General features: G+C 75.2%; 22 protein-coding genes. 13 read left to right on the top strand and 9 right to left on the bottom strand.

Annotated elements, in window-relative coordinates:
* Nucleotides 1–28 precede the first annotated feature (28 nt).
* A complete protein-coding gene (locus KBX06_RS10720; RefSeq protein ID WP_374225615.1) occupies nucleotides 29–1,198 on the top strand; it encodes a sensor histidine kinase in 1,170 nt (389 codons plus the stop codon).
* 164 nt (nucleotides 1,199–1,362) lie between these two features.
* Nucleotides 1,363–1,749: a VOC family protein gene (locus tag KBX06_RS10715; RefSeq protein ID WP_210834317.1), complete on the top strand. Its 387-nt coding sequence runs from the start codon at nucleotides 1,363–1,365 to the stop codon at nucleotides 1,747–1,749.
* Between the two features lie 53 nt (nucleotides 1,750–1,802).
* Here the strand turns inward: KBX06_RS10715 and KBX06_RS10710 are convergent, their stop codons facing one another.
* The 4 genes from KBX06_RS10710 to KBX06_RS10695 form a co-directional block, all read right to left on the bottom strand.
* Complete coding sequence (locus KBX06_RS10710; RefSeq protein WP_210834316.1) at nucleotides 1,803–2,855, bottom strand: hypothetical protein; 1,053 nt, start codon at nucleotides 2,853–2,855, stop codon at nucleotides 1,803–1,805.
* Nucleotides 2,856–3,013: 158 nt separating this feature from the next.
* On the bottom strand, nucleotides 3,014–5,083 hold the full coding sequence (locus tag KBX06_RS10705) for a 3-hydroxyacyl-CoA dehydrogenase NAD-binding domain-containing protein (RefSeq protein WP_210834315.1): 2,070 nt from the start codon (nucleotides 5,081–5,083) through the stop codon (nucleotides 3,014–3,016).
* The gene (locus tag KBX06_RS10700; RefSeq protein ID WP_210834314.1) at nucleotides 5,080–6,273 is read right to left on the bottom strand and encodes a thiolase family protein; all 1,194 of its coding nucleotides are present in this window, start codon (nucleotides 6,271–6,273) and stop codon (nucleotides 5,080–5,082) included. The genes KBX06_RS10705 and KBX06_RS10700 overlap by 4 nt, the downstream gene beginning before the upstream one ends.
* Nucleotides 6,274–6,427: 154 nt before the next feature.
* Nucleotides 6,428–7,756 (bottom strand): ribonuclease D, encoded by a 1,329-nt coding sequence (locus KBX06_RS10695; RefSeq protein ID WP_210834313.1) that lies wholly within the window; start codon nucleotides 7,754–7,756, stop codon nucleotides 6,428–6,430.
* Between the two features lie 206 nt (nucleotides 7,757–7,962).
* On the opposite strand from KBX06_RS10695, the gene KBX06_RS10690 reads away from it, so the two are divergent.
* Nucleotides 7,963–9,198: a trypsin-like peptidase domain-containing protein gene (locus KBX06_RS10690; protein WP_210834312.1), complete on the top strand. Its 1,236-nt coding sequence runs from the start codon at nucleotides 7,963–7,965 to the stop codon at nucleotides 9,196–9,198.
* Between the two features lie 76 nt (nucleotides 9,199–9,274).
* Nucleotides 9,275–10,132: a hypothetical protein gene (locus tag KBX06_RS10685; protein WP_210834311.1), complete on the top strand. Its 858-nt coding sequence runs from the start codon at nucleotides 9,275–9,277 to the stop codon at nucleotides 10,130–10,132.
* A 17-nt stretch (nucleotides 10,133–10,149) separates the two neighbouring features.
* Here the strand turns inward: KBX06_RS10685 and KBX06_RS10680 are convergent, their stop codons facing one another.
* Nucleotides 10,150–10,722, bottom strand: coding sequence for a DUF3000 domain-containing protein (locus KBX06_RS10680; RefSeq protein ID WP_210834310.1), 573 nt, complete (start codon nucleotides 10,720–10,722; stop codon nucleotides 10,150–10,152).
* A 183-nt stretch (nucleotides 10,723–10,905) separates the two neighbouring features.
* Here KBX06_RS10680 and hemE point away from each other — a divergent pair, with 183 nt between their 5' ends.
* From hemE to hemQ, 3 genes are read left to right on the top strand one after another with little or no spacing between them, the layout of a single operon-like run.
* Complete coding sequence (gene hemE / locus KBX06_RS10675) at nucleotides 10,906–12,003, top strand: uroporphyrinogen decarboxylase (RefSeq protein ID WP_210834309.1); 1,098 nt, start codon at nucleotides 10,906–10,908, stop codon at nucleotides 12,001–12,003.
* Between the two features lie 5 nt (nucleotides 12,004–12,008).
* Nucleotides 12,009–13,418, top strand: coding sequence for a protoporphyrinogen oxidase (gene hemG, locus KBX06_RS10670; RefSeq protein ID WP_210834308.1), 1,410 nt, complete (start codon nucleotides 12,009–12,011; stop codon nucleotides 13,416–13,418).
* Entirely contained in the window at nucleotides 13,415–14,116 is a 702-nt protein-coding gene (gene hemQ / locus KBX06_RS10665; protein ID WP_210834307.1) for a hydrogen peroxide-dependent heme synthase, read from the top strand. The genes hemG and hemQ overlap by 4 nt, the downstream gene beginning before the upstream one ends.
* Before the next feature lie 352 nt (nucleotides 14,117–14,468).
* Here hemQ and KBX06_RS10660 read toward each other — a convergent pair whose 3' ends face one another.
* The 3 genes from KBX06_RS10660 to KBX06_RS10650 all read right to left on the bottom strand — a co-directional run bounded on the left by KBX06_RS10660 (nucleotide 14,469) and on the right by KBX06_RS10650 (nucleotide 16,401).
* Nucleotides 14,469–15,542, bottom strand: a complete 1,074-nt coding sequence (locus KBX06_RS10660; RefSeq protein WP_210834306.1) for a lytic polysaccharide monooxygenase — start codon at nucleotides 15,540–15,542, stop codon at nucleotides 14,469–14,471.
* Nucleotides 15,543–15,652: 110 nt separating this feature from the next.
* The gene (locus tag KBX06_RS10655; protein ID WP_210834305.1) at nucleotides 15,653–16,111 is read right to left on the bottom strand and encodes a GNAT family N-acetyltransferase; all 459 of its coding nucleotides are present in this window, start codon (nucleotides 16,109–16,111) and stop codon (nucleotides 15,653–15,655) included.
* A 29-nt stretch (nucleotides 16,112–16,140) separates the two neighbouring features.
* Entirely contained in the window at nucleotides 16,141–16,401 is a 261-nt protein-coding gene (locus tag KBX06_RS10650) for a Prokaryotic metallothionein (RefSeq protein WP_210834304.1), read from the bottom strand.
* A 158-nt stretch (nucleotides 16,402–16,559) separates the two neighbouring features.
* On the opposite strand from KBX06_RS10650, the gene KBX06_RS10645 reads away from it, so the two are divergent.
* The 3 genes from KBX06_RS10645 (at nucleotide 16,560) to KBX06_RS10635 (ending at nucleotide 18,346) form a co-directional block, all read left to right on the top strand.
* Nucleotides 16,560–16,835, top strand: a complete 276-nt coding sequence (locus KBX06_RS10645; protein WP_210834303.1) for an isoamylase early set domain-containing protein — start codon at nucleotides 16,560–16,562, stop codon at nucleotides 16,833–16,835.
* Between the two features lie 120 nt (nucleotides 16,836–16,955).
* Nucleotides 16,956–17,702: a lytic polysaccharide monooxygenase gene (locus tag KBX06_RS10640; protein WP_210834302.1), complete on the top strand. Its 747-nt coding sequence runs from the start codon at nucleotides 16,956–16,958 to the stop codon at nucleotides 17,700–17,702.
* Between the two features lie 68 nt (nucleotides 17,703–17,770).
* Nucleotides 17,771–18,346, top strand: coding sequence for a DUF305 domain-containing protein (locus tag KBX06_RS10635; protein ID WP_210834301.1), 576 nt, complete (start codon nucleotides 17,771–17,773; stop codon nucleotides 18,344–18,346).
* Between the two features lie 63 nt (nucleotides 18,347–18,409).
* Here KBX06_RS10635 and msrB read toward each other — a convergent pair whose 3' ends face one another.
* Entirely contained in the window at nucleotides 18,410–18,823 is a 414-nt protein-coding gene (gene msrB, locus KBX06_RS10630; protein WP_210834300.1) for a peptide-methionine (R)-S-oxide reductase MsrB, read from the bottom strand.
* 47 nt (nucleotides 18,824–18,870) lie between these two features.
* On the opposite strand from msrB, the gene ligD reads away from it, so the two are divergent.
* The 3 genes from ligD (at nucleotide 18,871) to KBX06_RS10615 (ending at nucleotide 25,964) form a co-directional block, all read left to right on the top strand.
* Nucleotides 18,871–19,896, top strand: coding sequence for a non-homologous end-joining DNA ligase (gene ligD / locus KBX06_RS10625; protein ID WP_210834299.1), 1,026 nt, complete (start codon nucleotides 18,871–18,873; stop codon nucleotides 19,894–19,896).
* Between the two features lie 121 nt (nucleotides 19,897–20,017).
* On the top strand, nucleotides 20,018–23,212 hold the full coding sequence (locus KBX06_RS10620; RefSeq protein ID WP_210834298.1) for an ABC transporter permease: 3,195 nt from the start codon (nucleotides 20,018–20,020) through the stop codon (nucleotides 23,210–23,212).
* Nucleotides 23,213–23,216: 4 nt separating this feature from the next.
* The gene (locus KBX06_RS10615) at nucleotides 23,217–25,964 is read left to right on the top strand and encodes an FtsX-like permease family protein (RefSeq protein WP_307854564.1); all 2,748 of its coding nucleotides are present in this window, start codon (nucleotides 23,217–23,219) and stop codon (nucleotides 25,962–25,964) included.

Below are 25,964 nucleotides of genomic sequence, written 5' to 3'. Positions count from 1 at the left end.
GGCCGGCGCCGCGGGCCGGCGGGCCCGGCTGCGGCCCACGCTGCGGTTGCGGCTGACCCTGCTCAACGGGGTGCTGCTGGTCGGCGCGGGCGCGATCCTGGTGCTGCTGGCCTGGCTGCTGGTCCGCGACGCGCTGCGGCCGACCGACGAGCTGCTTCCCGGCACCACGGTGGTGCTGGCCGACGGCCGGGCGCTGGACGCCGCGCAGTGGCAGCGCCAACTGGTCGACGCCGCCAGCGGGGAGTTGCTGGTCAAGGGCCTGGTGGCGCTGCTGGCGATCAGCGTCGTCGGGGTGGCCGGCGCGTACGCGGTCGCCGGCCGGGCGCTGCGCCCGCTGCACCAGGTCACCGCCACCGCCCGCCGCCTCGGCGAGACCACCCTGGACCAGCGCATCGGCTACTCGGGCGCCGACGACGAGGTGGCCGAGCTGGCGGAGACCTTCGACGAGATGCTCGACCGCATCGCCGCCGCCTTCGAGGCACAGAGGCGCTTCGTGGCCAACGCCTCGCACGAGTTGCGGACCCCCCTCGCGGTGATGCGCACCGAGATCGACGTGACGCTCAGCGACGACGAGGCGGACGCCGCAGAGTACCGTCGGATGGCCACCGTGGTCCGGGACGCCTCCGAACGGGCCAACGGGCTGGTCGACGCACTGCTGGTGCTCGCCCGCAGCGAGGCCCAGGCGGGCCGCCGGCTGGGCCGGCGCACCGAGTGTGACCTTGCCGCCGGCACCGTCAACGCCCTGTCGGCGGTACGCCGGGAGGTGGAGCGGATCAAGCTGCGGGTGCAGACCTCGCTGGAGTCGGCACCGGTCGTCGGCGACCCCGGGCTGCTCGACCGGCTGGCCGGCAACCTGATCGAGAACGCGATCCGCTACAACCACCTGCACGGCCGGCTCTGGGTGCGTACCGGCTCGGACGGGTGCCGGTCGTGGCTGGTGGTGGGCAACACCGGGTTCGAGGTGGACCAGGCCGACGTGCCCGGACTGTTCGAGCCGTTCCGGCGCGGCGGCCGGGAGCGTACGGGCGCACGCGGCTCGGGTCTCGGGCTCTCCATCGTCCGGGCGGTCTGCGATGCGCACGGCGGCACCGTGAAGGTCATCGCCCAGTCCGGCGGCGGGTTGGAGGTCACGGTGACCCTGCCGGCGGCGGAGGCGGCCCCGGCGGTCACCGCCGAGGAGCCGACCGCCCGTCGCTGACCCGCCGGCGGGGTTGCGGGCGGAGTCGCCCCGATGGAAGGATCACGGCGTCAGCTCGAGGACCGGAGGGGGGTGCGTCGATGTCCACCGTCATGATCTCCGCGCCCCGTCTCGCCGGCTGACCCTCACCCACGCGGGGCGCCCCATCCCCAGCGGAGGAACCCGTGAGCGCACGGATCCACAACATCTGCATCGACTGCCGTGACACGTACGCGCTGGCCGGCTTCTGGGCGCAGGTCTTCGACTGCCCCCGTCAGTCGGACGACTTCCCCGGCGACCCGGAGGCCATGCTGCTGCCGCCGGGTGGCCCGGAGGTGCTCTTCTTGGCGGTGCCGGAGGGCAAGGAGGTGAAGAACCGTCTCCACCTCGACCTGGAGCCCGCGGACCGGACCCGCGACGAGGAGGTGGCGCGCCTGGTGGCCATCGGCGCCACCCGGGTCGCCGACCGGCGCCGCGCCGACGGCTCGGGCTGGGTGGTGCTCGCCGACCCGGAGGGCAACGAGTTCTGCGTGCTGCGCAGCGCTGCCGAGCGGCCCGCCACGGCGGGCTGAGGCGATGGGGCCCGTCCACAATCGTGGGCGGGCCCCGGCGCGTCGCCGTACGGTCAGTACCTCTGCTCGATCTGGCCGCGGAGGGCGACGAACTCCGCCGCCGTGGCTGCCGAGGAGGAGAAGAACATCACGATGATCCCGACGCTGCCGTGGTCGGCCCACGCGCAGACACCCAGCGGCACGCCGGCGGACTCGCCGTCGCCGCACTTGGCCTGGCCGCCCAGCGGCCCGGGGGCGATCGTGGTCAACCGCTTGACAGCCAGGTCCTTCGAGATGCCCTTGACGGCGTCGTCGAGCTCCCGTTCCGGGTTGAGCACGAAGGTGCTGGCGGCGATCACCATGACCATGTCCCGCTTGTCGGCGCTGCCGTAGAAGGCGCCGGCGACGCCGGTCTCGCCGCGTACCGAGGACCGCAGCTCGCGGACCATGTCGTCGGCGGCCTTCCGCAGGGTCGGCTCGGTGCTCTTCGAGCGGCCCCCGAGGGTCTCCGGCGTGACGACCCTGATCTGCGGGGCGTCGCTGGACTCCGGCGACGGGGCGGCTTCGGACGAGGGGGCGGCGCTCGGCGTGGCGCTCGACGCCGCCACGGTCGGCGACGCGGTCGGGGTGGGCCTGGGGTCGGCGTCCTGCTCGCCCTCGTAGGCGAGGAAGGCGATGCCGCCCCCGCCGAGGCAGAGCACCAGCAGCCCGACCAGTCCCAGGGTCAGCACCAGCTGGTGGGACCTCGCCGGCTGGCCCGCGCCGGGGGAGGTCGGCGGGTAGCCGGCGTACGGGCTGGTGGGAAAGCCGGCCTGGGGCGTGGCGGGGTAGCCGCCGTAGGGCTGGGTGGGGTGCGGCTGGGCCGGTGGGCCGGAGTACGGCTGGGTGGGGTGCGGCTGGGCCGGCGGGCCGGAGTACGGCTGGGTTGGCGCGAGGCCCGGTTGCGGCGTGGCGGGCCACCCCCCGCCCGGCGAGGGCTGGCCGCCGGACGGGTGCTGACCGCCGTGCGGGGGCGTCCAGCCGCCGGCGGACGGTGGCGGGTAGCCGTCCGGCCGTGGCGGGTCGAAGTCGTAGTGCGTGTCGTGCTCCGGCTGCCCGGACCAGGGATCGACCGGCGGTTGGGACATGATCAGCTCCAGGCGAGGGTGCGAACGGGTGATCGTAGCCAGCCACGGCACGGTACCGCTGTCCTGATTCCGAGCGTATCGGCCGCAACGACGATCGCGGTGGCCACCACCATCCAAGCCGGACGGGGCAACCACCGCGAACGCGGGGGCGGTGTGGATCAGGCGGGCAGGCTGGCCACCCCGTACGGCAGGAACCGGTGGCCGGTGACCCGCTCGGAGGTGCCGGTCCGGTCCAGGTACGGCGTGACGCCGCCCAGGTGGAACGGCCAGCCCGCGCCGAGGATCAGGCACAGGTCGATGTCCTGCGCCTCGGCGACGACGCCCTCGTCGAGCATCAGCCGGATCTCCTGCGCCAGCGCGTCGAGCGCGCTCTCGCGTACCTGCTCGGCGGTGAGCGGCTGGTCGCCGACCACGAGCAGCTTGGCCACCTCGTCGTTGATCTGGTCGTCGACGACGATCGGCTGCCCGGAGTCGGCGATCCGCTTGATGTTCTCGCTGACGCCGAAGCGGTCCGGGAACGCGGCGTGCAGGACGCCGCCCACGTGGTACGCGACGGCCGGCCCGACGAGCTGGAGCAGGGCGAGCGGGCGCATCGGCAGGCCCAGCGGGTCCAGCGCGACGTTCGCCACCTCCAGCGGGGTGCCGGCGTCGACGGCCGCGAACACGGTGCCCAGGAACCGGGTGAGCAGCCGGTTGACCACGAACGCCGGGGCGTCCTTCACCAGCACCGAGGACTTCTTCAGCTGCTTGCCGACCGCGAACGCGGTGGCGAGCGTGGCGTCGTCGGTGCGCTCGCCCCGGACGATCTCCAGCAGCGGCAGTACCGCGACCGGGTTGAAGAAGTGGAAGCCGACCACCCGCTCGGGGTGCTCCAGTTCCTCGGCCATCGCGGTGATCGACAGGCTGGAGGTGTTGGTGGCGAGCACCGCCTCCGGCTTGACGATCTTCTCCAGCTCGGCCCAGACCTGCTTCTTGACGGCCAGGTCCTCGAAGACGGCCTCGATGACGAGATCGGCGTCGGCGAAGACGCCCTTGTCGACGGAGCCACTGACCAGGCCGTACAGCTTGGCGGCCGTGCCCTTGTCCATCCGGCCCTTGCTGACGGCCTTCTCGATCTGGTTGTGCACGTAGCCGACGCCCTTGTCGACCCGGGCCTGGTCCAGGTCGGTCAGGACGACCGGCACCTGGAGGCGGCGGGCGAAGAGCAGGGCGAGCTGGCTGGCCATCAGGCCCGCGCCCACGATGCCCACCTTGGTGACCGGGCGGGCCAGGCCCTTGTCCGGCGCGCCGACCGGCCGCTTGGCCCGCCGCTGCACCAGGTCGAAGGCGTAGAGGCCGCTGCGCAGCTCCTCGGAGAAGATCAGGTCCGCCAGGGCCTCGTCCTCGGCGGCGGTGCCGGTTGCGAAGTCGGCGTCCTTCGCCGTCTCCAGCAGGTCCAGCGCCTTGTACGCGGCCGGGACCGCGCCGTGCAGCCGCGCGTCGAGGGTCTGCCGGGCGAAGTAGAGCACGCCCGCCCACATGTCCTTGTCGACCTCGGGCCGGGTCACGGTGACCTCGCCCCGGACCACGCCGGCGGCCCACTCCAGGGACCGCTCCAGGAAGTCCGCCGGCTCCAGCAGGACGTCCGCGATGCCCAGCTCCGCGGCCTGCTTCGGCTTGAGCATCTTGTTCTGCATCAGCGGGTTCTGGATGACCACCTGGGTCGCCGCCGGGATGCCGATCAGGTTCGGCAGCAGTTGGGTGCCGCCCCAGCCGGGGACCAGGCCGAGCGAGACCTCGGGCAGGGCCAGCGCCGCCGCGCCGCCGGAGAGCGTCCGGTAGTGGCAGTGCAGGGCCAGCTCCAGGCCGCCGCCCATCGCCGCGCCGTTGACGAAGGCGAAGGTCGGGACCTCGCTGTCCCTGAGCCGGGCGAAGACCCGGTGACCGAGGCGGCCGATCTCCAGCGCCTGCTCGCGGTCGGCGAGCTGCGGGAGGCTGGTGAGGTCCGCGCCCACGCAGAAGACGTACGGCTTGCCGGTGACGGCGACGAACGCCGGGTTCGCGGCCAGGGCGGCGGTGATGGCCTCGTCCAGGCTGGTCAGGCCGCCCGGGCCGAAGCTGTTCGGCTTGGTGTGGTCGAAGCCGTTGTCCAGGGTGATCAGGGCGGCCGGCCGATCCAGCCCCGGTACGTTCACCTGGCGCAGCAGCGCCCTGGTGACGACCTCGTTCGGTGCGGCGAGCGCGCTCACTTGTCTCCCTCCCAGTGCGGGTTCTCCCAGATGACCGTGCCGCCCATGCCGATGCCGATGCACATGGCGGTGACGCCGTAGCGGACCTCGGGGTGCTCGGCGAACTGCCGGGCGAGCTGGGTCATCAGCCGGACGCCCGAGGAGGCGAGCGGGTGCCCGATGGCGATCGCGCCGCCCCACGGGTTGACCCGCGGGTCGTCGTCGGCGATGCCGAAGTGGTCGAGGAAGGCGAGCACCTGCACGGCGAACGCCTCGTTCAGCTCGAACAGGCCGATGTCGTCGATGGTCAGGCCGGCGAGGCGCAGCGCCTTCTCGGTCGACGGGATCGGGCCGACGCCCATCACCTCGGGCTCGACGCCGACGAAGCCGAACGACACCAGCCGCATGGCGACCGGCAGGCCCAGCTCGCGGGCGACGTCCTCGGAGGCGAGCAGGCTGGCGGTGGCGCCGTCGTTCAGGCCGGCCGCGTTGCCCGCGGTGACCTTGCCGTGCGGGCGGAACGGGGTCTTCAGGGTGGCGAGCTTCTCCAGCGAGGTGTCCCGGGGAGCCTCGTCGACCGTGGCCATCCCCCAGGCGTTCTCCTCGTCGCGGACCGCCACGGACACCAGGTCGTCCTGGAGCTTGCCGTTGGCGTACGCCTTGGCGGTCTTCTGCTGCGAGGCGAGCGCGAACGCGTCGGTGCGCTCCTTGGTGACGTGCGGGACCCGGTCGTGCAGGTTCTCCGCGGTCGCGCCCATGACCAGCGCGGACGGGTCGACCAGCTTCTCGGCGACGATCCGCGGGTTGGGGTCGACGCCCTCGCCCATCGGGTGGCGGCCCATGTGCTCGACGCCGCCGGCGATGGCGACGTCGTAGGCGCCCATGGCGATGCCGCTGGCGACGGTGGTCACCGCGGTCATGGCGCCGGCGCACATCCGGTCGATCGCGAAGCCGGGGACGGTCTTGGGCAGGCCCGCCAGCAGTGCGGCGGTCCGGCCGATGGTCAGGCCCTGGTCGCCGATCTGGGTGGTGGCGGCGATGGCGACCTCCTCGACCCGCTCCGGCGGCAGCTGCGGGTTGCGGCGCAGCAGTTCGCGGATGCAGCGGATCACCAGGTCGTCGGCGCGGGTGTTGGCGTACATGCCACCCGCCTTGCCGAACGGGGTACGGACGCCGTCGACGAAGACGACATCCCGAACTTCACGGGGCACTTGAGCCTCCTCTTCGACCATGATCGGCCCGCGCGCCGACGGGCGGCGGCACGGACCGAACGAAGGTCGCCGGCGCGGGCGTGTCCCCCGGATGCTACTTGCCGGTAACCACCGTTGGCACCCGAACCCGTGTGGCCCACCCCACACCGTCGCGTCAGACGGTGGAGGGCGGATCGGTGAGGGCCTCCGCCAGTGCGGGCAGGAGCAGGGTGATCTGCCAATCGCGGGCGTTGAGGCCCCGGAGGGTCTCCGCGACGGTCGCCTCCGTGACCTCCTCCGGGGGTACCCAGGCCAGTCGACGGATCGAGTCGGGAGTGATCAGGTTCTCCGGCGGCAGCCGGTGCGCGCCGGCCACGCCGACCACCACCTCCCGGCAGCGGGCCAGCCGGGCCGCCGCCACCGGGTCCCGCTCGGCCCACCGGTGCGGCGGCGGGGGACCCTCGACCGTCGGGGGGACCGGCAGCGCGTCGTCGGGCAACTGCCGCGCGTCGTCCAGCGCGGCCAGCCAGGTGCGGGCCAGCCGGCGCACCGAGCGGCCGCCGAAGCCGGGCAGGGTGAGCAGGGTCTTCTCGTCCTTCGGATCCAGCTCGGCCGCCGCGACGATGGCCGAGTCCGGCAGCACCCGGCCCGGGGCGGCGTCGCGCCGGGCGGCGATCTGGTCCCGCGCGTACCAGAGGGAACGCACGCGCGCCTGGGCCCGCGCCCCGCGCACCCGGTGGATGCCGGACGTACGGCGCCACGGCTCGGCGCGCACCTTCGGCGGGCGGGCGCCGGTGCGCACCAGCGCGGCGAACTCCTCCGCCGCCCACGCGGACTTGCCCTGGCGGGTCAACTCCTCGTCGAGCGCGTCGCGCAGGTCGATCAGCATCTCCACGTCGAGCGCGGCATAGGTCAGCCAGGACTCCGGCAACGGGCGGCTCGACCAGTCGGCCGCCGAGTGGTGCTTCTCCAGGCTGAACCCGAGTAGCTGCTCGGTCAGCGCCGCCAGGCCGACCCGCTCGAATCCGGCCAGCCGGGCGGCCAGTTCGGTGTCGAACAGCCGGCGCGGGCGCAGCCCCACCTCGGCCAGGCAGGGCAGGTCCTGGCTGGCCGCGTGCAGCACCCACTCGGCCTCGCCGATCACCGTGTCGAGGGCGCTCAGGTCGGGCAGCGGCAGTGGGTCGATCAGCGCCGTGCCGGCACCCGCCCGGCGCAGCTGCACCAGGTAGGCGCGCTGGCTGTAGCGGTAGCCCGAGGCGCGTTCGGCGTCGAGGGCGACGGGGCCGGTGCCCGCCGCGAAGCGGGCCACGACGTCGGCCAACTCGTCGGGTGTGGCCGCCGGCTGGGGTGTGCCGTCGCGCGGGGCGGTCAGCGGCACGGGCCCGTCGGCGGTCGGTGCGGTACCCGCGGCCTCCGGCTCCGGTCGGGTCGACGGCGGATGGGGCGCATCGTTTCCCGTACGGCTTTCGGCGGGCCGACGGCGCAGGGGTGGTTCGTCGGTCACCTGACAACCCTAGTGCGCGACGCGACGCGGTGGGTGAAGCCGGTCCCGTATGTGTCGGCCGGACGATCGCCGGGCAGCCGTCCGGGGGCCGGACATAGGGGAAGACAAAGCCCGTTGGCGCAGGTACGGTCCATCGAGCCGTTGCGCGGGTAGGGCATCATCAGGTCCCGGAACGAGGCGGGGCTTCTACGGGGAGGGCAAGGCGGATGACTGCTGGCTACGGGTCGGCGGACACGGGCCCGGCGGGGCCGGGCGACGGCGGGTTCCCGCCGGGGACGGCTCGTCCCGGGCCACTGCCGCCCCGCATCGAGCCGGCCGCCCCCGGATACCCGCCGCCGGGCGCCCACGGGCAGCCCGTGCCGCCTCGGGGCACCTGGTCGCCGCCGGCCCAGCCGGGCGCCTGGGGCACCCCACCGGCCAACCCGGCCACCCCGCCCGCAGCCGCCGGCTGGGGGCGCGGCGCCGGGGCGTCCGCCGGCCCGGCCACGCCGCCCGCGGTCTCCCCGGGCGCCGGTTGGCCCCCCGCGTCCGGCTCGGCCCAGCCGCCCGCCCCGGGCCACCCGCAGGGCACCGGCCACCCGCAGGGCACCGGGCCGGCGCAGGGCCCCGGGCCGGCGCAGCCGTACCCCGCCGGGCCCGCCCCGTTCGGCGCCGCGCCGGCGCCGAAGGGCCGCGCGCTCACGGTCACCGCGCTCGTCCTCGCCGGCCTGTTGGCCGTGGTGAGCGGCGTTCAGGCGTTCCAGATCAACCGGCTCTCCGACCGCCTGGACGAGACCGGCGGCAGGCTCGCGGCGGAGCAGGCGGCCGCCGGCACCCGGCTCGACGGCCTGGAGTCCCGGGCGCAGGCGCTGGAGAAGCAGGCCGGCGCCGCGTTCAACCCGGAGGCCGTCGCCAGCGCCGTGCTGCCCAGCGTGTTCCGGGTGAGGGCCGGCAACTCCACCGGCACCGCGTTCGCGATCGGCAAGCCGGCCGCGGGCGGGGGCACCAACCTGTTCACCAACTACCACGTGGTGGACTCGCTCTGGCAGACCGGCGAGCGGGAGGTCTTCCTGGAGCGCACCGACCAGCGCTTTCCGGCGACCATCGTCCGGGTCGACGAGGCGAACGACGTCGCCCACCTGCGTACCAACGGCAAGTTCACGGGCCTGGTCGCCGCACCCGCCGCGGTGAAGTCCGGGCAGCAGATCGTGGTCGTCGGCGCGCCGCTCGGCCTGGAGGACAGCGTCACCACCGGCGTGGTGAGCGCCTTCCGCGAGGCCGGCGGCGGCGAGGGACCGGTCATCCAGTTCGACGCCCCGATCAACCCCGGCAACTCGGGCGGCCCGGTCGTCAACGGCAGCAAGCAGGTCGTCGGCATCGCCACCGCCAAGGCCCGCAACGCCGAGGGGATCGGGCTCGCCGTACCGATCAAGGTCGCCTGCGACGGCTTCAAGATCTGCTGACCCCGTCAGCGCCCTACCCACCCCTCGGCCCGGCGGGGCATGCCGACCGGACCAGCACACGTGGAGGAAGAACGAGATGTCCCAGCCACCGACCGGGCCGGAGGGCTACCCGCCTCACCCGCCGGCCGCGCCCGGTCAGCCGCCGTCGGGCGGCGTCCCGCACGGCACCACCTACGGCAGCCCGCGCCAGTACACCCCCGAGCAGCCGGACGCCGGTCAGCAGCACGCCGCGCCCCCGCAGCAGTACAACCCGGCCGGGCCCGCCGGCTACCCGCAGTCCGCACCGCCGTCCGGGCCCGCCGGTCACCCGCAGTCCGCACCGCCCGGCTACGCCCCCGGCAGCACGTCGCCCGGCTACCCGTCGGGCAGCGCGTCGCCCCACCCCGGCCAGGTCTCCGGCGGGCCGGCCTTCGGGCAGCCGATGTCGGTGCCCCCGGCCTCCGGGCCGGCCTACGGGCAGCCCATGTCCACCCCGCCCGGCTCCGCACCGCCCTTCGGCGCCCCTGTGCCGGGCGGCCCCCGCAAGAGCCACAAGGTGCTGATCCTGGCGGTCGTGGCCGGGCTGCTCTTCGTCCTCGGCGGGGTGATGACCGGCCTGTTCCTGTCGACCAACAACGAGCTGGACCGGACCGAGAAGAAGATGGCCAGCGAGGTCAGCCAGCGCGACGGCACCATCGCGGCGAACGGCAAGGAGATCGAGAAGCTCAAGACCGACCTCCAGGCGGTCCGGGACAAGCTCGGCGACACGGAGCAGGACCTCACGGGCACCCGCAACGACCGGGACGAGCAGGCCCGGCAGAAGAAGGTCATCGCCAGCTGCCTCGACAAGCTGACCACCGCGCTCGCCGCGGCGGCGAACGGCAACAAGGCGGCCTACGACAAGGCCATCCAGGGCATGGACAAGGTCTGCAACGAGGCCGAGAAGTATCTGTGAGCTGACCCGTCGCGGGGTCAGGCCGCGCCGGCGGGGCGACGCTCCGGCAGCGCGGTCACCCCGGGCGGGGGCAGCCCGGCGGTCGAGGCCAGTAGCGCGCACCAGGCCAGCAGGTGCGGGCCGAGGTCGTCGTCGACCGGCGTCCAGGAGGCGCGGATCTCGATGTCGCCGGCTGCGGGTGGCCCGGCCAGGTCACCGAACCGGGTCGACAGGGTCTGGGTGATCGTGCCGCCGATCGCCCGGTGCCGCGCGTCCTGCGCCTCCAGGGCGTCGGTCAGCCACGTCCAGCCCACCCCCGGCAGCAGCGGATCGGCGGCCAGGTCGACCTCCAGCTCCGCCGTCACGTAGGTGACCAGCCGCAGGGTGCCCTGCCACGCCTCGTGGCCGGCCGGGTCGTGCAGCAGGATCAGCCGCCCGGAGGCCACCTCGTCGCCGTCGCGCAGGACGGTCGCGGAGAGCGCGAAGGCGTACGGGGCGAGTCGCTGCGGGGCGCCGACCTCCTCCAGCACGATCTCGGACCGGGGCGCCGCGGACCGCAGCCCGGTGACCGCGCGGGCGAAGGTCTCCGGGAGCGCGATCGGGGGGGCCATGTCGGCAGCCTATGCCGCCGCCCGCCCGCCCGCCCGCGAGGCGCGCCGATGCCGCCCACACCGCGGGCGGCGCCACCACCCGGTCAGGGCCCTTCGGGCGCCCGCGCCCCGCCGGACCGACCCGGGTCACAAAAGGCGGCGCTGCCCACTGCCGGCCGCGTCCCCCGTGGCACGATGGCCGCGATGACCACCACGACGACGGGCGCCGACGCCCGAGACGAAGACCCCCGCCCCGGCGGACCGGCCGACTCGGCCTTCGTCCGGGCCTGCCGGCGCCGGCCCGGTCCCCACACCCCCGTCTGGTTCATGCGCCAGGCCGGCCGGTCGCTGCCGGAATACCGCGCGATCAGGGCCAACGTGGCGATGCTGGACTCCTGCCGCCGCCCCGACCTGGTCACCGAGATCACCCTCCAGCCGGTACGCCGGCACGGGGTGGACGCCGCGATCCTGTTCAGCGACATCGTGGTGCCGGTCGCCGCCGCCGGGGTGGACCTCGACATCGTGCCGGGCACCGGCCCGGTGGTCGCCGAGCCCGTGCGCACCCTGCCCGACGTGGAACGGATCCGGCCGATCACCCGCGACGACGTCTCCTATGTGGACGAGGCGGTGCGGATGCTCGTCGCCGAGCTGGGCGACACCCCGCTGATCGGCTTCGCCGGCGCGCCGTTCACCCTGGCCAGCTACCTGGTCGAGGGCGGCCCGTCGCGGACCCACGCGAAGACCAAGGCGATGATGCACGGCCAGCCGGAGCTGTGGCACGCGCTCTGCGCCCGGCTGGCCGAGGTGACGTTGGAGTTCCTGCGGGTCCAGGTGGCCGCCGGGGTCTCCGCGGTGCAGCTCTTCGACTCGTGGGCGGGGGCGTTGTCGGAGGCCGACTACCGCCGCTTCGTGCTGCCGCACTCGGCGGGCGTGCTGGCCGGGCTGGCCGACGCGGGCGTGCCCCGGATCCACTTCGGGGTGGGCACCGGCGAGCTGCTCGGCGCGATGGGCGAGGCCGGCGCCGACGTGGTCGGCGTCGACTGGCGTACGCCGCTGGACGCGGCGACCCGGCGGATCGGGCCGGAGCGGGCGGTACAGGGCAACCTCGACCCGTGCGTGCTGTTCGCGCCGTGGCCGGTCGTCGAGGGCGAGGTGCGGCGGATCCTGGAACAGGGCCGGTCCGCCCCCGGGCACGTGTTCAACCTGGGGCACGGAGTGCTGCCGGAGACCGACCCCGACGTGCTGACCCGGGTGGTCGCCCTGGTGCACGAGCTGTCCGCCGAGTCGGGCGACCGGGGCTGAGCGGCATGCGGGCGCCGTGGCGGGTGGCGGTGGTCGGCGGCGGGATCGCCGGGCTGGCCGCGGCGGTCCGGTTGCGCGACCGGGCCCCCGCCGACACCGAGATCACGGTGTACGAGCAGTCCGGCGCGCTGGGCGGCAAGCTACGCACCGGCGAGGTGGCCGGCTCGGTGGTGGAGTTCGGCGCCGAGTCGTTCCTGATGCGCGACCCGGCCGGGGGCGAGTCCGCCGCGGTGGCCCTGGTGCGCCGGCTCGGGCTGGGTGAGCGGATCGTGCACCCCACCGTCGGGCAGGCCGCGCTCCTCGTCAACGGCGGGCTGCGCCCGATTCCGGGCGGCACGCTGGTCGGCGTACCCGGTGACCTGGAACGGGTGGCCACCGTCGCGCGCCCGGCGGCGGACGCCGACCTCGACGCCGGCCGCCCGCTGCTCGGCGCGGACGACGACGTCTCCGTCGGCGCGCTGGTGCGGGCCCGGTTCGGTGACGAGGTGGTCGACCGGCTGGTCGACCCGATGCTCGGCGGCGTGTACGCCGGCCGGGCCGACGACCTGTCCCTGGTGACCACGATGCCGGCGCTGGCCCGGGCCGCCCGGGTGGAGCACACCCTGGTCGGCGCGGTGCGCGCCGCGCAGGCCGCGGCACCCCGCGCGCCGGGGGCGCCGGTCTTCGGCACCCTCGCCGGCGGGCTCGGCACCCTGGTCGACGCCGCGGCGGCGGCCAGCGGGGCGACTGTCCGGCGCGGTGCGGCGGTCCGGGAGCTGACCCCGGCCGGGGCCGGGTGGCGGCTGACCGTCGGCCCCACCCGCGAGGTGGAGCTGGTCGACGTCGACGCCGTGGTGCTGGCCGTGCCGGCCCGCCCGGCGGCCCGGCTGCTCGCCGGCTGCGCACCGGAGGTGGCCGACGGTGTCGGCGGGCTGGACTATGCCAGTGTCGCGCTGGTCACCCTGGCGCTGCCCGAGCCGGAGCTGCCGGAGCTGTCCGGCTTCCTGGTGCCGAGCACCGAGGGTCTGCTGATCAAGGCGTCGACCTTCTTCACCACCAAGTGGGGCCACCTGCGCCGCGCCGACGGGCTGGCGCTGGTCCGCGCCTCGGTGGGCCGCTACGGCGAGGAACGGCAGGTGCAGCGCACCGACGAGGACCTGGCCGCCACCGTGCACCGGGAGCTGTCGGCGGTGCTCGGCGTGCCGCTGCCCGCGCCGGTCGCCGGTCACGTGCAGCGCTGGGGCGGGTCGCTGCCGCAGTACACCCCGGGCCACGGCGACCGGGTCGCCGCCGCGCGGGCGGCCCTGCGGGCGGGCCACCCGACACTGGTCCTGGCCGGCGCCGGGTACGACGGCGTCGGTATCCCGGTCTGCGTCCGCTCCGGCGAGACGGCGGCGGGGGAGATCATCACAGCACTGGGAGGATCGGGGACATGACCGAGCAGACCAACGCGGCCCGGCTGCGGGAACTCAACGACAGCATCCGCTACACGATGTGGTCGGTGTACCGGGCCACCAGCCCGCTGCCGTCGCTGCGTGAGAACGTCACCGGCGAGGTCGAGGCCCTCTTCGCGGAACTGGCCGGCAAGGACGTGGTCGTCCGCGGCACGTACGACGTCTCGGGGCTGCGCGCCGACGCCGACCTGATGATCTGGTGGCACTCCGCCTCCAGCGACGACCTCCAGGACGCGTACCTGCGGTTCCGCCGCACCACGCTGGGGCGGGCGCTCACGCCGGTATGGTCGCAGATGGCCCTGCACCGACCGGCGGAGTTCAACAAGAGCCACATCCCGGCGTTCCTCGCCGGCGAGGAGGCACGCCCCTACATCTGCGTCTACCCGTTCGTCCGCTCCTACGAGTGGTACCTGCTGCCGGACGCCGAGCGGCGCGAGCTGCTCGCCGAACACGGCAAGATGGCCCGGGGCTACCCGGACGTGCGGGCCAACACGGTCGCCTCGTTCGCGCTCGGCGACTACGAGTGGATGCTCGCCTTCGAGGCCGACGAGCTGCACCGCATCGTCGACCTGATGCGTGACCTGCGGGGCTCCGGCGCCCGCCGGCACGTCCGGGAGGAGATCCCGTTCTACACCGGCCGCCGCCGCTCGGTCGCCGACATCGTCAACTGCCTCGTGTGACGCGCGGCTGCCCGCCGCACGTCTCACGCCGCCGCACGCCAGCCACCCCGACCGCCGTCAGCGCCCGTCCGGCGGGGTGAGACGGGGCGGGCCCGTCTGGCGGGGTGAGACGGGGCGGCGGTGGTGGCCGGTGCGCCCCGGGTGCACCACGCGGCCGGGGCGAGGCGGGCGGCGGTGGTTGGCGTTCCGACCCTGTCGAGCTGCCCCGTGGGATGGGGCGGTGGCCCCCGTCCGGTGGTGGTCGCACCGGTGGGGCAGCTCGACAGCGACCTGACGGTGCCGGTGCGCGAGCCGGCCGGGGTCGCGCCCCGGAGGGATTGGGACGCGGCCCCGGCCGGGGTTCCGGTGCGGATCAGACGACGGTCGTGCAGGTGGGCGTCGGCGTGCTGTTGGTGCCGGACCACGAGCCGAGGAAGCCGAACGTGGTGCTCGCCCCGGGCGCCAGCGATCCGTTGTGTGCCGCGTTGCGGGCGACGGTCCGAGTGCCGCTGGTGGTCACGGTCGCGTTCCAAGCCGACGTGACCTGCTGGCCGTCGGCGTAGGTCCAGTTCACGGACCAGCCCTTGACGGCCCCGCCACCGGCGGTCACCGTCACCTCACCCTGGAAGCCTCCGCCCCACTGCCCGGTGACCCGGTAGGTGGCCGTGCAGGCCCCGGCCGGCGGCGGGGTCGTCGGCGGCGGAGTGGTGGGCGGCGGAGTGGTGGGCGGCGGCGTCGTCGGTGGCGGGTTGGTCGGCCCGCCGGAGAAGTCGACGTCGCTGCACAGGTAGTACGACTGGTCCAGGTGGCTGGCCTGCCAGATGGTGTAGACCACGTGCCGCCCGGTGCGGCCCGGCGCGTTCGCCGGGACCTCGATGGACACGCCGTTGGGCTCCGGCTTCCACCCCGACGCCGGGGTGTTGCCGATCTGGCCGACCAGTTCCAGGTCGTCCCAGCCCAGCGGCTCGGTGAGCGCGTTGAAGCCCTGCTTCGTCACGTACACCCGGATGTAGTCGGCGCCGTGACTGGCCTGGTCGAACAGGCGGACCCGGAAGTTGCTGGAGACGGAGGTGGTCTTCCAGGCGCCGATTGTGTCGAGGGCGTTGTAGCGGCCGCCCTCGGTCCGGCCGCCGGAGCAGAGCTGGCCGTTGGGGATGGCGGCCTGGTGGTTGCCGGCGACGCCCTCGCGGAACAGGCCGTTCCAGTTCCACATGGCGTTCGGGTTGGCCTGCCAGGCCTGCCAGCACATCGGGTCCTCGGTGGCCATCCGGGGATTCTGGAAGTCGCTGCCCCAGCGCTGCCAGCAGCCGTAGTTGCGTGACGCCGGATCCACCACGGAGCCGTGCGCCGACACGGGATTGGCCAGGGCCGTGGTCAGCAGCAGCGCGGCGGTCGCCGCGACGGCGAGCAGCCACGCCAGGCGGAATGATCGAAGTCGAGTGGACATGGAGCCCCCGGGGGGAGAGGTCGGACGACGACGCCCGGACGGCGCGGGAGTTGCCCCTCCCGTGCGCGCTGCGTGGCTTCCGCGACGGCTCTGCCCGGAGGCTGTCACATTTATCGGTCTCCGTCAATGCCTTCCCGGCGCATCGGGGTGTGCGGGATGCCGTCCTCGACGTACTCGGGGCCGGCGACGGCGAAGCCGTGGCGGGCGTAGAGGCCGACCAGGTGGGACTGTGCCGCCAGGACGCAGGGCCGGTCGCCGACCAGTTCCAGCGCCGCGGTCAGCAGCCGGCCCGCGTGTCCGCCGCCGCGGGCCTTCGGCGGCACGACCACCCGCCCGATCCGGGCCACGCCGCCCGGGTCGGCGAGGATCCGCAGGTACGCCAGGGGCGTGCCGTCGTCGTCGAGCCAGAGGTGCCGGGTGTCCGGCTCGACGTCGCGCCCGTCGAGTTCCGGGTACGGGCACGTCTGCTCCACCACGAAGACGTCGATCCGGAGCCGGAGCAGGTCGTGGAAGGTGCGGGCGTCGAGTTCGGCGAACGAGGCGGCCCTCGGTACGGGGGTCTGTGGCACTCCGCGATGGTAGGCCGGGTCCGCCGGCGTCAGGCGGGGCGGGCGCCGACCGCGTCGCGGATCTCGGCGCCCTGGTCGCCCTCCTCCGCGCGGGCGCAGTGCGCGCAGCAGAAGAACCGGCCGGACACCTCCACCCCGTGCCCGACGATCTTGACCTGGCAGTGCTCGCAGATCGGCGCCAACTTGTGCGCGGCGCACTCGAAGCAGTCGAAGGTGTGCACGTCGCCGCTGACCGTCCGCACCTCGAACGCCATCCAGTACTCGTTACCGCAGACCTCGCACGTCGCCACGACAGAACCCCCGAATGCCGACAATTTCCCCTAGCCTGCGGCACCGGGGCACGCCGGGCGGGCGGAACGGCCCAGGTCGCGCCGGTCCGGCGGCGTGTCGCCCCCGGCGTGTCGGGCGTTGTACCCGGTGACCGCGCACGACCCCGGAGGAACACGACATGATCAAGCGGAACAGACTCTTCGGCAACCAGGTACGGGTCACCTTCAGCCTGCCCCGCGACGCACCGCCCGGCCCGGTCAGCGTGGTGGGCTCCTTCAACGGCTGGGAGCCGGGGCGACACGAACTCGTCCCGCGCCGGGACGGCACCCGGACGGTCACCGTACGGCTCGGCCCGGGGGAGTACCGCTTCCGCTACCTCGCCACCGGCGGGGTGTGGCTGGACGACGAGTCCGCCGACCGGGTGGACGAGCGGGGCAGCCTGCTGCTGCTCTGACCGATCACTCCGTGTGTTCGATCCGTTCGATGTTTCATCGACGGGAGTCTTTACTGTTAACAAAGTTTATTTTATGTTGGAAGGCACCTCACCAGGCCGAAGTCTGAAGGAGCTGCCATCATGCGCCGAAGAATCACGATTCCGCTCGTGGCGACGGGCGCCGTCGTCTCCGCACTGGCCGTGGCGACGCCCGCCCAGGCCCACGGCTACGTGTCCGGCCCGCCGAGCCGCCAGGCGCTCTGCGCGCAGGGGCGGGTCCCCGACTGCGGGCAGATCAGGTACGAGCCGCAGAGCGTCGAGGGGCCCAAGGGGCTGCGCAGCTGCCACGCGGGGATCGCCCAGTTCGCCGTGCTGAACGACGACAGCCGGGGCTGGCCCGCCACCTCGGTCGGCAGTTCCGTCACCTTCACCTGGACCAACACCGCCCGGCACGCCACGAGCAGCTGGGAGTACCTCATCGGGGGGACCCGGGTGGCCGTCTTCAACGGCGGCGGGCAGCAGCCGGGGGCCACCGTCTCGCACACCGTCGACCTGGGCGGCTACTCCGGACGGCAGAAGGTCCTCGCCGTGTGGAACATCGCGGACACCGCCAACGCGTTCTACTCCTGCGTCGACCTCCAGGTCGGCGGGGGCGGCAACCCGTCGCCCACCCCGAGCCCCACGCGGCCGGCCCCGTCGCCCACCCCGACCCCCACCGCTGCCCCGACCACCCCGCCCGCCCCGGGCGGCAGTTGGACGGCGGGCCGGGCCTACCAGGTCGGTGACCAGGTCACCTACGGCGGGCTGACGTACCGCTGCCGGCAGGCGCACACCGCGATCCCCGGCTGGGAACCGCCGCACGTGCCGGCGCTCTGGAGCCAGGTCTGACCGTGCGGGTGCGGCCCGCCTCCCGGCGTCCGCCGCAACCGTCACCCCTCTCCGGATCGGAGTGCGCCATGCGACCGCTGCGTACGGTCGTCCTGCTCGCCGTCCTGCTGGTGGTCACCGCCTGCGCCGCGCGGACCGCCCCGGCGTCGCCCGCCCCCGCGCCGCCGGGGCCGGCGGAGAGCACCGGGATGAACGGCCTGGACGTGGTCTTCCTGGCCACGTTGGCGGCGCACACGGAGCAGACGCTGGAGATGGTGCGGCTCAGCCGCGACCGGGTGACCGACCGGAAGCTGCGCACCCTCGTCGCCGCCATCGAGGTGACCGAGACCGACGAACTCGCCACGATGCGCGGCTGGCTGCGCGACGCCGGGCCGGCCGCCGCCGAGGCCGCCCGCCGGCACGACCACGGCCAGCACGGGACCGCCGCCGAGGACATGGCACGCCTGCGGGCCGTCCCGGACGGGCAGGTCGACCGCGTCCTGCTCGACCTGCTCGCCCCGCACCAGGACGCGGCGGCCGACCTGGCCCGGGCGCACCAGACGGTCGGCGCCGACCCGCGCGTACGCGACTTCGCCGGGCGCGTCGAGCGGTCGCGTACGGCCGAGGTCTCGCTGATGGCCGGGCTGGCGCCCGCCCGGCGGTGACCCGGGGCCGGGCGACGCGCCCCGGCGCCGCCCCGTGCGCGCCGTCGCGGCCGGGCGTACGCCTCAGGCGTCGGCGCGCGGCTCCAGCCGGATGGAGACGGAGTTGACGCAGTGCCGGGTGTCCTTCGGGGTGAAGCCCTCGCCCCGGAACACGTGCCCGAGGTGGCTGTCGCACCGGGCGCAGCGGATCTCGGTGCGGGCCATGCCGAGGCTGCGGTCCTCGATCTCCTTGACCGCGCCGGGAATGGCGTCGTCGAAGCTGGGCCACCCGCAGTGCGAGTCGAACTTCGTGTCGCTGGGGTAGAGCTGCGCGCCGCAGGCCCGGCAGCGGTAGGTGCCCGGCGTCTTGGTGTCGACGTACTCGCCGGTCCACGGGCGTTCGGTGCCGGCCTCGCGCAGCACCCGGAACTCCTCGGGGCTGAGCCGGACCCGCCACTCTTCCTCGGTGCGGGGCAGTTCGCTCTCGTCAGGACTCACCCGTCAACGGTACGCCGGACGTCGGGGGTGTGGCATATGGTCGCGCAATGGGTGGCACGAAGGCCGCGGCCGAACAGATCGAGGTGGCCGGGCGCGACGTCCGGCTGACCAGCCCCGACCGGGTGATCTTTCCGCAGCGCGGCTTCACCAAGGCCGACGTCTTCCACTACTACCTCGCGGTGGGTGACGGCATGATGCGCGCCCTGCGCGAACGTCCCACCACGTTGCAGCGCTTCCCCGAGGGCGTCGAGGGGGAGGCGTTCTTCCAGAAGCGGGTGCCCGCGCGGGGCGTGCCGCCGTGGGTGGGGACGGCGACCATCAGCTTCCCGAGCGGTCGCAGCGCGGCCGAGCTCTGCCCGGCCGACCTCGCCCACGTGGCGTGGGCCGCCCAGATGGGCACCGTCGTGTTCCACCCGTGGCCGGTGCGCGCCGCCGACGTCGACCGCCCCGACGAGCTGCGCGTCGACCTCGACCCGCAGCCCGGAACCGACTTCGCCGACGCCGCCTCCGCCGCCGCCGAGCTGCGCGGGCTGCTCGACGAGTTGGGCGTCACCGGCTGGCCGAAGACCTCCGGCGGCCGTGGCGTGCACGTCTACCTGCGGATCGCGCCGCGTTGGACGTTCACCGAGGTGCGCCGGGCCACCATCGCGCTGGCCCGCGAGCTGGAGCGGCGCCGGCCGGAGCTGGTGACCACCGCCTGGTGGAAGGAACAGCGGGGCGCCCGCGTCTTCGTCGACTACAACCAGATGGCCCGCGACCGCACGATCGCCTGCGCGTACTCGCTGCGGGCCAACGCCCGCGCCACCGTGTCCACCCCCGTCACCTGGGACGAGCTGCCCGACGTCGACCCCGACGACTTCGACCTGCGCACCGTCCCGGCCCGGCTGTCCGAGCGCGGCGACCCGCACGCCGGCATCGACGACACCGCGTGGGACATCACCCCGCTGCTGGAGTGGGCCGACCGGGACGCCGCCGCCGGCCAGGGCGACATGCCCTACCCGCCGGACCACCCGAAGATGCCCGGCGAGCCGAAGCGCGTGCAGCCCTCCAAGGACCGCGACCGCCCCCGCTGACCCGTCGCGCCCCGGTCGTGCGCGCCCGGATAACGATCAAGTAACGGGCGCGAACCTTTCCCGGCCCGTCGCCGCTCTCCCTGATCGTCGGCCCGATCCCCGGGCCACGGGAGGGCGTCGGATGAAGCTGGTGTGGAGGCGGGCCCGCGAGGCACGCGGGTTGCTGCTCGCCGCAGTGGTCGCGGCCCTGGTGGCGGTCGCGTTGGTCACCGGGCTGTCCGACTACAACCGGCGGGCCGTCGAGGCGGGCCAGCGCGCTCTGCTCGGCGGGGCGTCGTTCGAGGAGCGCAGCGTCCTGGTGGGCGGTACGAGCGGCCGGGACGCGGCCGAGTTCGCCACCCGGGACCGGGCGATCCGCGACGGGTTCGCCGCCGGCCTCGGCGGCACGCCGGTCACCGTCGACGTCGCCCGGTACGGCGGTGGTCGCGAGCTGACCGGCGACCTGGGCCCCGTGCTCCGCGACGGCGACGATCCCGTCTTCGCCAGCCTGGCGACCCTCGACGACCTGGCCGGCCACGCCGAGCTGACCAGCGGCGCCTGGCCCGCCCCGGGAGCCTCGCCGTTGCAGGTCACCCTGCCGGAGAAGGTGGCCGCCGGGCTCGGCATGGCCGTCGGCGACCGGGTGCCGATGCTGGACCGCCGCTCCGACGAGGCCAGCGAGGTGGTGCTCGTCGGGACCTGGCAGCCCCGCGACCCGACCGAGGTGTACTGGCGGCTGGCACCCGGGGTCGGGGCCGGCAGCGTCGCGGACCCCGGCACCTCGTACGGGCCGTTCGTGCTCGACCCGGCGGACTTCGTCGCCACCTACCCGGGCTCGGTGTCGGCGTCCTGGGTCGTCGAGCCGGACCTCGCCGCGGCGGCCGGCGCCGGCCGGCTGCCCGACGTCCGGCAGGCGATGACCGTGGCCCTCGCCGAGTTGCCCGAGGCGGCCGGGCTGGGCTCCTCCGGCCAGACCGTCACGGCGATCGACCGGCTCCTCGACCGGGTCACCCGGGCCGACCTGGTGGGCCGCTCCTCGCTGGCCACCCCGCTGCTGCTGATCGTCGTCCTGGGCGGGTACGCGCTGGTGCTGGTCGCCGCGCTGCTGCACGAGGACCGGCGCGGCCAGACCGCCCTGCTGCGGGCCCGGGGGGCCGCGCGGCGGCAACTCGCCGGCCTGGCGGCCCGGGAGGCGGCCCTGGTCGTCCTGCCCGCCGGCGTGCTGGGGCCCCTGATCGCGGGCGAGGCGCTGCGGCACGTGGGCACCGGCGGCAGCGCCCCGCTGACGCTGGCCCCCGGAAACACCACGCTGGTCTGGGCCGCCGCGGCCGCCACCGCCGCCGGCTGTCTGGTCGCGATGGTCGTCCCGACGTTGCGGGGGGCCGGCACGTACGTCGCCGACATGGCGGCCCGGTCCCGCCCCACCCGTGCCGCGACTGTCCAACGGGCCAGCCTCGACCTGGTGCTGGTCGGCTTCGCGGTGCTGGCCTGGACCCAGCTGCGCCAGTACTCGTCGCCGGTCGCCGGGGCGGGCGGCCGGCTCGGGGTGGACCCGTTGCTGGTCGCCGCGCCGACGCTGGGCGTGCTGGCCGGCGCGGTCGTGGCGTTGCGGCTGCTGCCGCCCGCGACCCGGTTCGCCGAGCGGTTCGTCGACCGCAGGCCGTGGACCGCGACCATGTTCGGCATGTGGCAGGCGGGGCGGCGCCCGCACGCCGGCCCGGTGCTGCTGCTCGCCCTCGCCGTCGGCGGCAGCACCCTGGCCTGGTCGCTGGTGACCACGGGTGAGCTGTCGCAGGCCGACCAGGCCGACCACACCGTCGGCGCCGACCTGCGGGTCGTCGAGCGTACCGGCGCGGCACCCGACGACCGGGCCGGCCGGCTCGCCACGCTGCCCGGTGTCGGCGAGGCGCTGCCGGCCTGGCGGGACGAGATCCGCCTCGGCCGTGCCGACCTGCCGACGACCGTGGTGAGCCTCGACGCCGCGGCCGCGGCCGACGTGCTGCGCCTCAACGAGCGGCTGACCGACGAGCCGACGCCGGCGCTGCTCGACCGGCTGACCCGGGCGCGCGCCGCGCCGGCCGGCCTGGAGCTGCCCGCCGGCACCCGGTCGCTCACCGGCACGGTACGCACGCCGGTGCGCGACGCCGTCACGCCGCACCGGGTCGGCCTGTGGGTGCTGCTGACCCGGGCGGACGGGCTGGCCTTCCGGCTCCCGGCGGGCAACAGCGGCAGCGACGGCCGGCCGGCCACGTTCACCGTCGTCGTCCCCGCCGGGGAGGGCCCCGTCCGACTGTCCGGTTTCGAGGTCGACGGCGGGAGCGCGCGCGGGCGGGCGTACCGCGTGGAGGTGTCGGACCTGCGGCTGCTCGGCGCCGACGGCGCGGCCCGGCCGGCATCGCTGGATGGCGGCTGGGTGGCCGTCGACGGCCAGGGCAGACCGGTCGGCGCGCACGTCACGGCCACCGGCGTGAGCGCCGACTGGGAGGTCGAGTACCGGGCGGGCGGTCGGTTCGCGTACCAGCCGCCGAGCCGTTTCGCCGTGGTGCCGGCCGATGCGAACCGGCCGGTACCCGCGCTGATGACCCCGGCCGTGCGCGACGCGTTGAGCCTGGGGGTCGGTGAGACGGTCGACCTCGTGCTGTCGGGCGCGACGCTGCCGGTCACCCTCGTCGGCGAGCTGGACGAGGTGCCGTCCACGGCCGGTGCGGGTGTGCTGCTGGACCTGCCGGCGGCGGCGGAGTGGCTGATCCGGGACCGGGGCGGCGTCCGGCCAATCGCGGAGTGGTGGCTGCGCACCGACGGCGACGGCCACGCCGAGGCGGCCCGCGCGGCGGCCGGGCTGACCGGCGCCACGCTGCTCGACCGGCGGGAGGTGGCCGAGCGGGCCGCCGACGACCCGTACTGGCAGGGGGCCCGCACGGGGCTGCTCGCCGCCGCGCTCGGCTCGGTGCTGCTGGCCCTGGTCGGGCTGATCGTCGACGTCTGGGCGACCGCCCGGCACCGGCTGGGAGAGTTCGCGGTGCTGCACACGCTCGGCGCCAGCCCTCGGCTGCTGGCCCGGGCGCTGCTGGCCGAGCAGACCTTCCTGGCCGGGATCGGCGTCGGCGTGGGCCTGCTGCTGGGCGCCACGGTCGGCGCGACCATGGCGCCGTTGGTCGTCCTCACGCCGACCGCCGGCCGGCCGGTGCCGGAGGCCGCCTTCGTGCTGCCGTGGCTGCCCATCGGCCTGACCGCGTTCGGCCTGCTGCTGGCGGCACTCGCCTTCAGCGCGTTCATCGCCCTCGGCATCCGGCAGCGGGTGGCCGTGGCGCAGCTGCGGATCGGGGGAGACCGGTGACCGGGTGGAGCGTAGGGACGAGCAGAAGCGGAGGCGGGGCGTGGTGAGCGTCGGGGCGGTCGTACGCCGGGTAGGGGCGTACGGCGGGCAGTTCCTGCTGCTCGCGGCGCTGGCGCTGGTCGCCGCGCTGGTGATCAGCGGGGTGCCGAGGCTCGTCAACGGGCACGCCCAGCAGGGCCTGCGGGCGCACCTGGGCGCGGTGGTGCCGCAGCAGCGGGACGTGACGTACTCGACCGGTCCGCTCGGCCCGACGGGTGACGACGGCTCCCCGGTGGCCGCGCACCAGGGCGAGCTGGCGGCGCTGGAGGCCGCCATGCCGCCGGCCGTGCGCCGCATGGTCGAGCAGCGGTGGTTCACCGCGGAGACCAGGGCCAGCCGGGTGGGCGGCCCGGACCTGGCGGCGAAGAACCTCCTGGTCGATCTCGGCCTGCGTGCCGTGCCCGGGATCGAGGAGGCCGGCACGCTGGTCGAGGGACGCTGGCCGGTCGACGCGCCGAAGGGCCAGCCGGTGCAGGTGGCGCTGGCCGCGGACGTCGCCCAGAAGCTGAACCTGCGGGTCGGCAGCCGGCTCACCCTCACCGCGCCGGGACCCGTCCCGCCCAACGCCCCGCCCCGCGCCCCGGTCAGCGTGGTCGGTCTCTTCGAGCCCCGCGACGACACCGACGGCTTCTGGGACGGTCTGCCGCCGCTGCTGCGGGTCGGCGAGCCGCCCGGGGACGCCGAACCCTTCGTCGCCGTCGGCGTCGTCGACGCCGCCGCGTTGAACCGTCAGGCCGTCGCCGGGTGGCCGCTGGCGTTCGGCTGGCGTTACCGGCTGGGCGCCGACGGGGTCGACGCCCGCGAACTGGACCAGGTGATCGACGCCCTCCAGCAGATGACCCGGGAGGCGGCCGGCCGCAATCTCGTCCAGGGACTGGACATCCCGCTGCGGCAGTTCTCCGCCGAGGTGGACAGCGCCCGGACGGTGCTCGGGGTGATCGCCGCGGGCGTACTGGCCACGCTGGCCGGGCTCGTCGTGCTGGCCGCCGGACTGCTCGTGCGCCGACGCCGGGCCGAGTTCGCCCTGCTGCGCGCCCGCGGCGGGGCGAGCACCACGAGCGCGGGCCGCAGCCTGGCCGAGGCGCTGCTGGTGGTGCCGCCCGCCGGCCTGCTCGGCTGGCTGGCCGGGGGGCTCGCCCCCGGGGCTTCGGGGGAGACGCGGTGGCTCGCCGTCGCCGTGACCGCCCTGGTGACGGCGGCGCTGCCGGTGGCCACCCTCGTCGCCTCCACCGGCGGCGCGGGGCGGCGCGACCTGGTCCGGTCGCGCCCCACCGCGCGTCGGCTCACGGTGGAGGCGGGCCTGCTGGTCCTCGCGGGTCTGGCGGTCGTGCTGCTGCGCCGTCGCGGCCTCACCCCCGGGGAGGTGGACCCGCTGCTGGTCTCGGTCCCGGTGCTGCTCGCCGTCGCCGCGGCGGTGGTCGCGATGCGGGTGTACCCGTGGCCGCTGCGGCTGGCCAGCCGGCTCGCCGCCCGGTCCCGGGGCAGCGTCGCCTTCCTGGGCACCGCGCGGGCGGGGCGGTCGGTCGTCGCCGTACCGCTGGTGGTCGTCGTGCTCGCCATCGCGACGGCGGCGTTCTGCGCGGTGACGGCCGCCGGGATCGACGCGAGCCGGGACCGGGCCGCCAGCCGGGCGGTCCCGGCGGACGCCCTGATCCTGGGGGAGCGGATCGCCCCGGACACGGGCGCCGAGCTGGAGCGGCTGCCGGGGGTCCACGCCGCGAGCCCGGTGCTGCACGAGGCGGGCCAGCGCCTGGTGAAGGACGCGGTCGGCACCGACACCCGCCTCGGCGGGGTGACCGTGCTCATGGTCGACGGTCCCGCCCTGGCCCGGATGGTCCGGCAGGCCGACGTCGACGTGACGGTGCCGGCGGCGCTGCTCGCCCCCGCCGGGGGAGCCGGCCCGCTGCCCGCCGTGGTCTCCCCGACGGTCGCCGCCGAACTGGCCGACGCCGGCCTGGCCGCCTCCGCCTTCGTCAGCGCCCAGGGCCAGCGGTACGAGTTCCGGGTCGCCGAGCGGGCGGAGAGCTTCCCGCTGTTGCGCGCCGACAGCGCCCGGTTCGTCGTCCTGCCCTGGCAGGCCCTGCCCCGCCGCGACTACGCCGCCGTGCCGACCGGCTTCCTGGTGGCCGGCGACGACCTGGACGCCGAGGCGCTGCGCCGGGCCGGCGACGCGGGGCAGTCCCGCTTCGCCACGGGCGGGACGGTCGCCGGCCGGGAACCCCCGCGTGGCGTGCAGGTGCTCACGTACGCGGACACCCGCCGCCAGGTGGGCGAGGGCGGCGCGAACGGCGTACTCGCCTTCGGCTTCACCGCCGGCGCGGCCGGCGGGACGGCGCTGGGCCTGCTCGCGATCGCCTTCATGGTGCTCGCCGGCGCCCGTGAGCGCGGTCAGGTGCTGTCCCGGCTGCGCACCCTCGGTCTGTCCCGACGCCAGTGGCGCGGGCTGCTGCTGGTGGAGCTGGCCCCGCCGGTGGGCGTCTCGGTGCTGACCGGAGCGCTGGTCGGTACGGCCCTGCCGCTGCTGCTCAACCCGGTGCTCGGGCTGTCCGCCTTCACCGACGGCGTGCAGGTCCGGGTGGCGTTCGAGCCCGGCCTGGTGGCCGCCGTCGTCGCCCTCGGGGCGCTCGCCCTCGCCTTCGCGGTCGCCGTCGAGGCCCTGAACAACCGCCGGACGCGCCTCGGCGAGGTGCTCCGGCTCGGAGAGGAGAACTGA

The organism is Micromonospora sp. C31, assembly GCF_018070575.1.
In the GTDB taxonomy this organism is placed as follows: domain Bacteria; phylum Actinomycetota; class Actinomycetes; order Mycobacteriales; family Micromonosporaceae; genus Micromonospora.
This window is presented reverse-complemented; position numbering and strand designations above follow the sequence as displayed.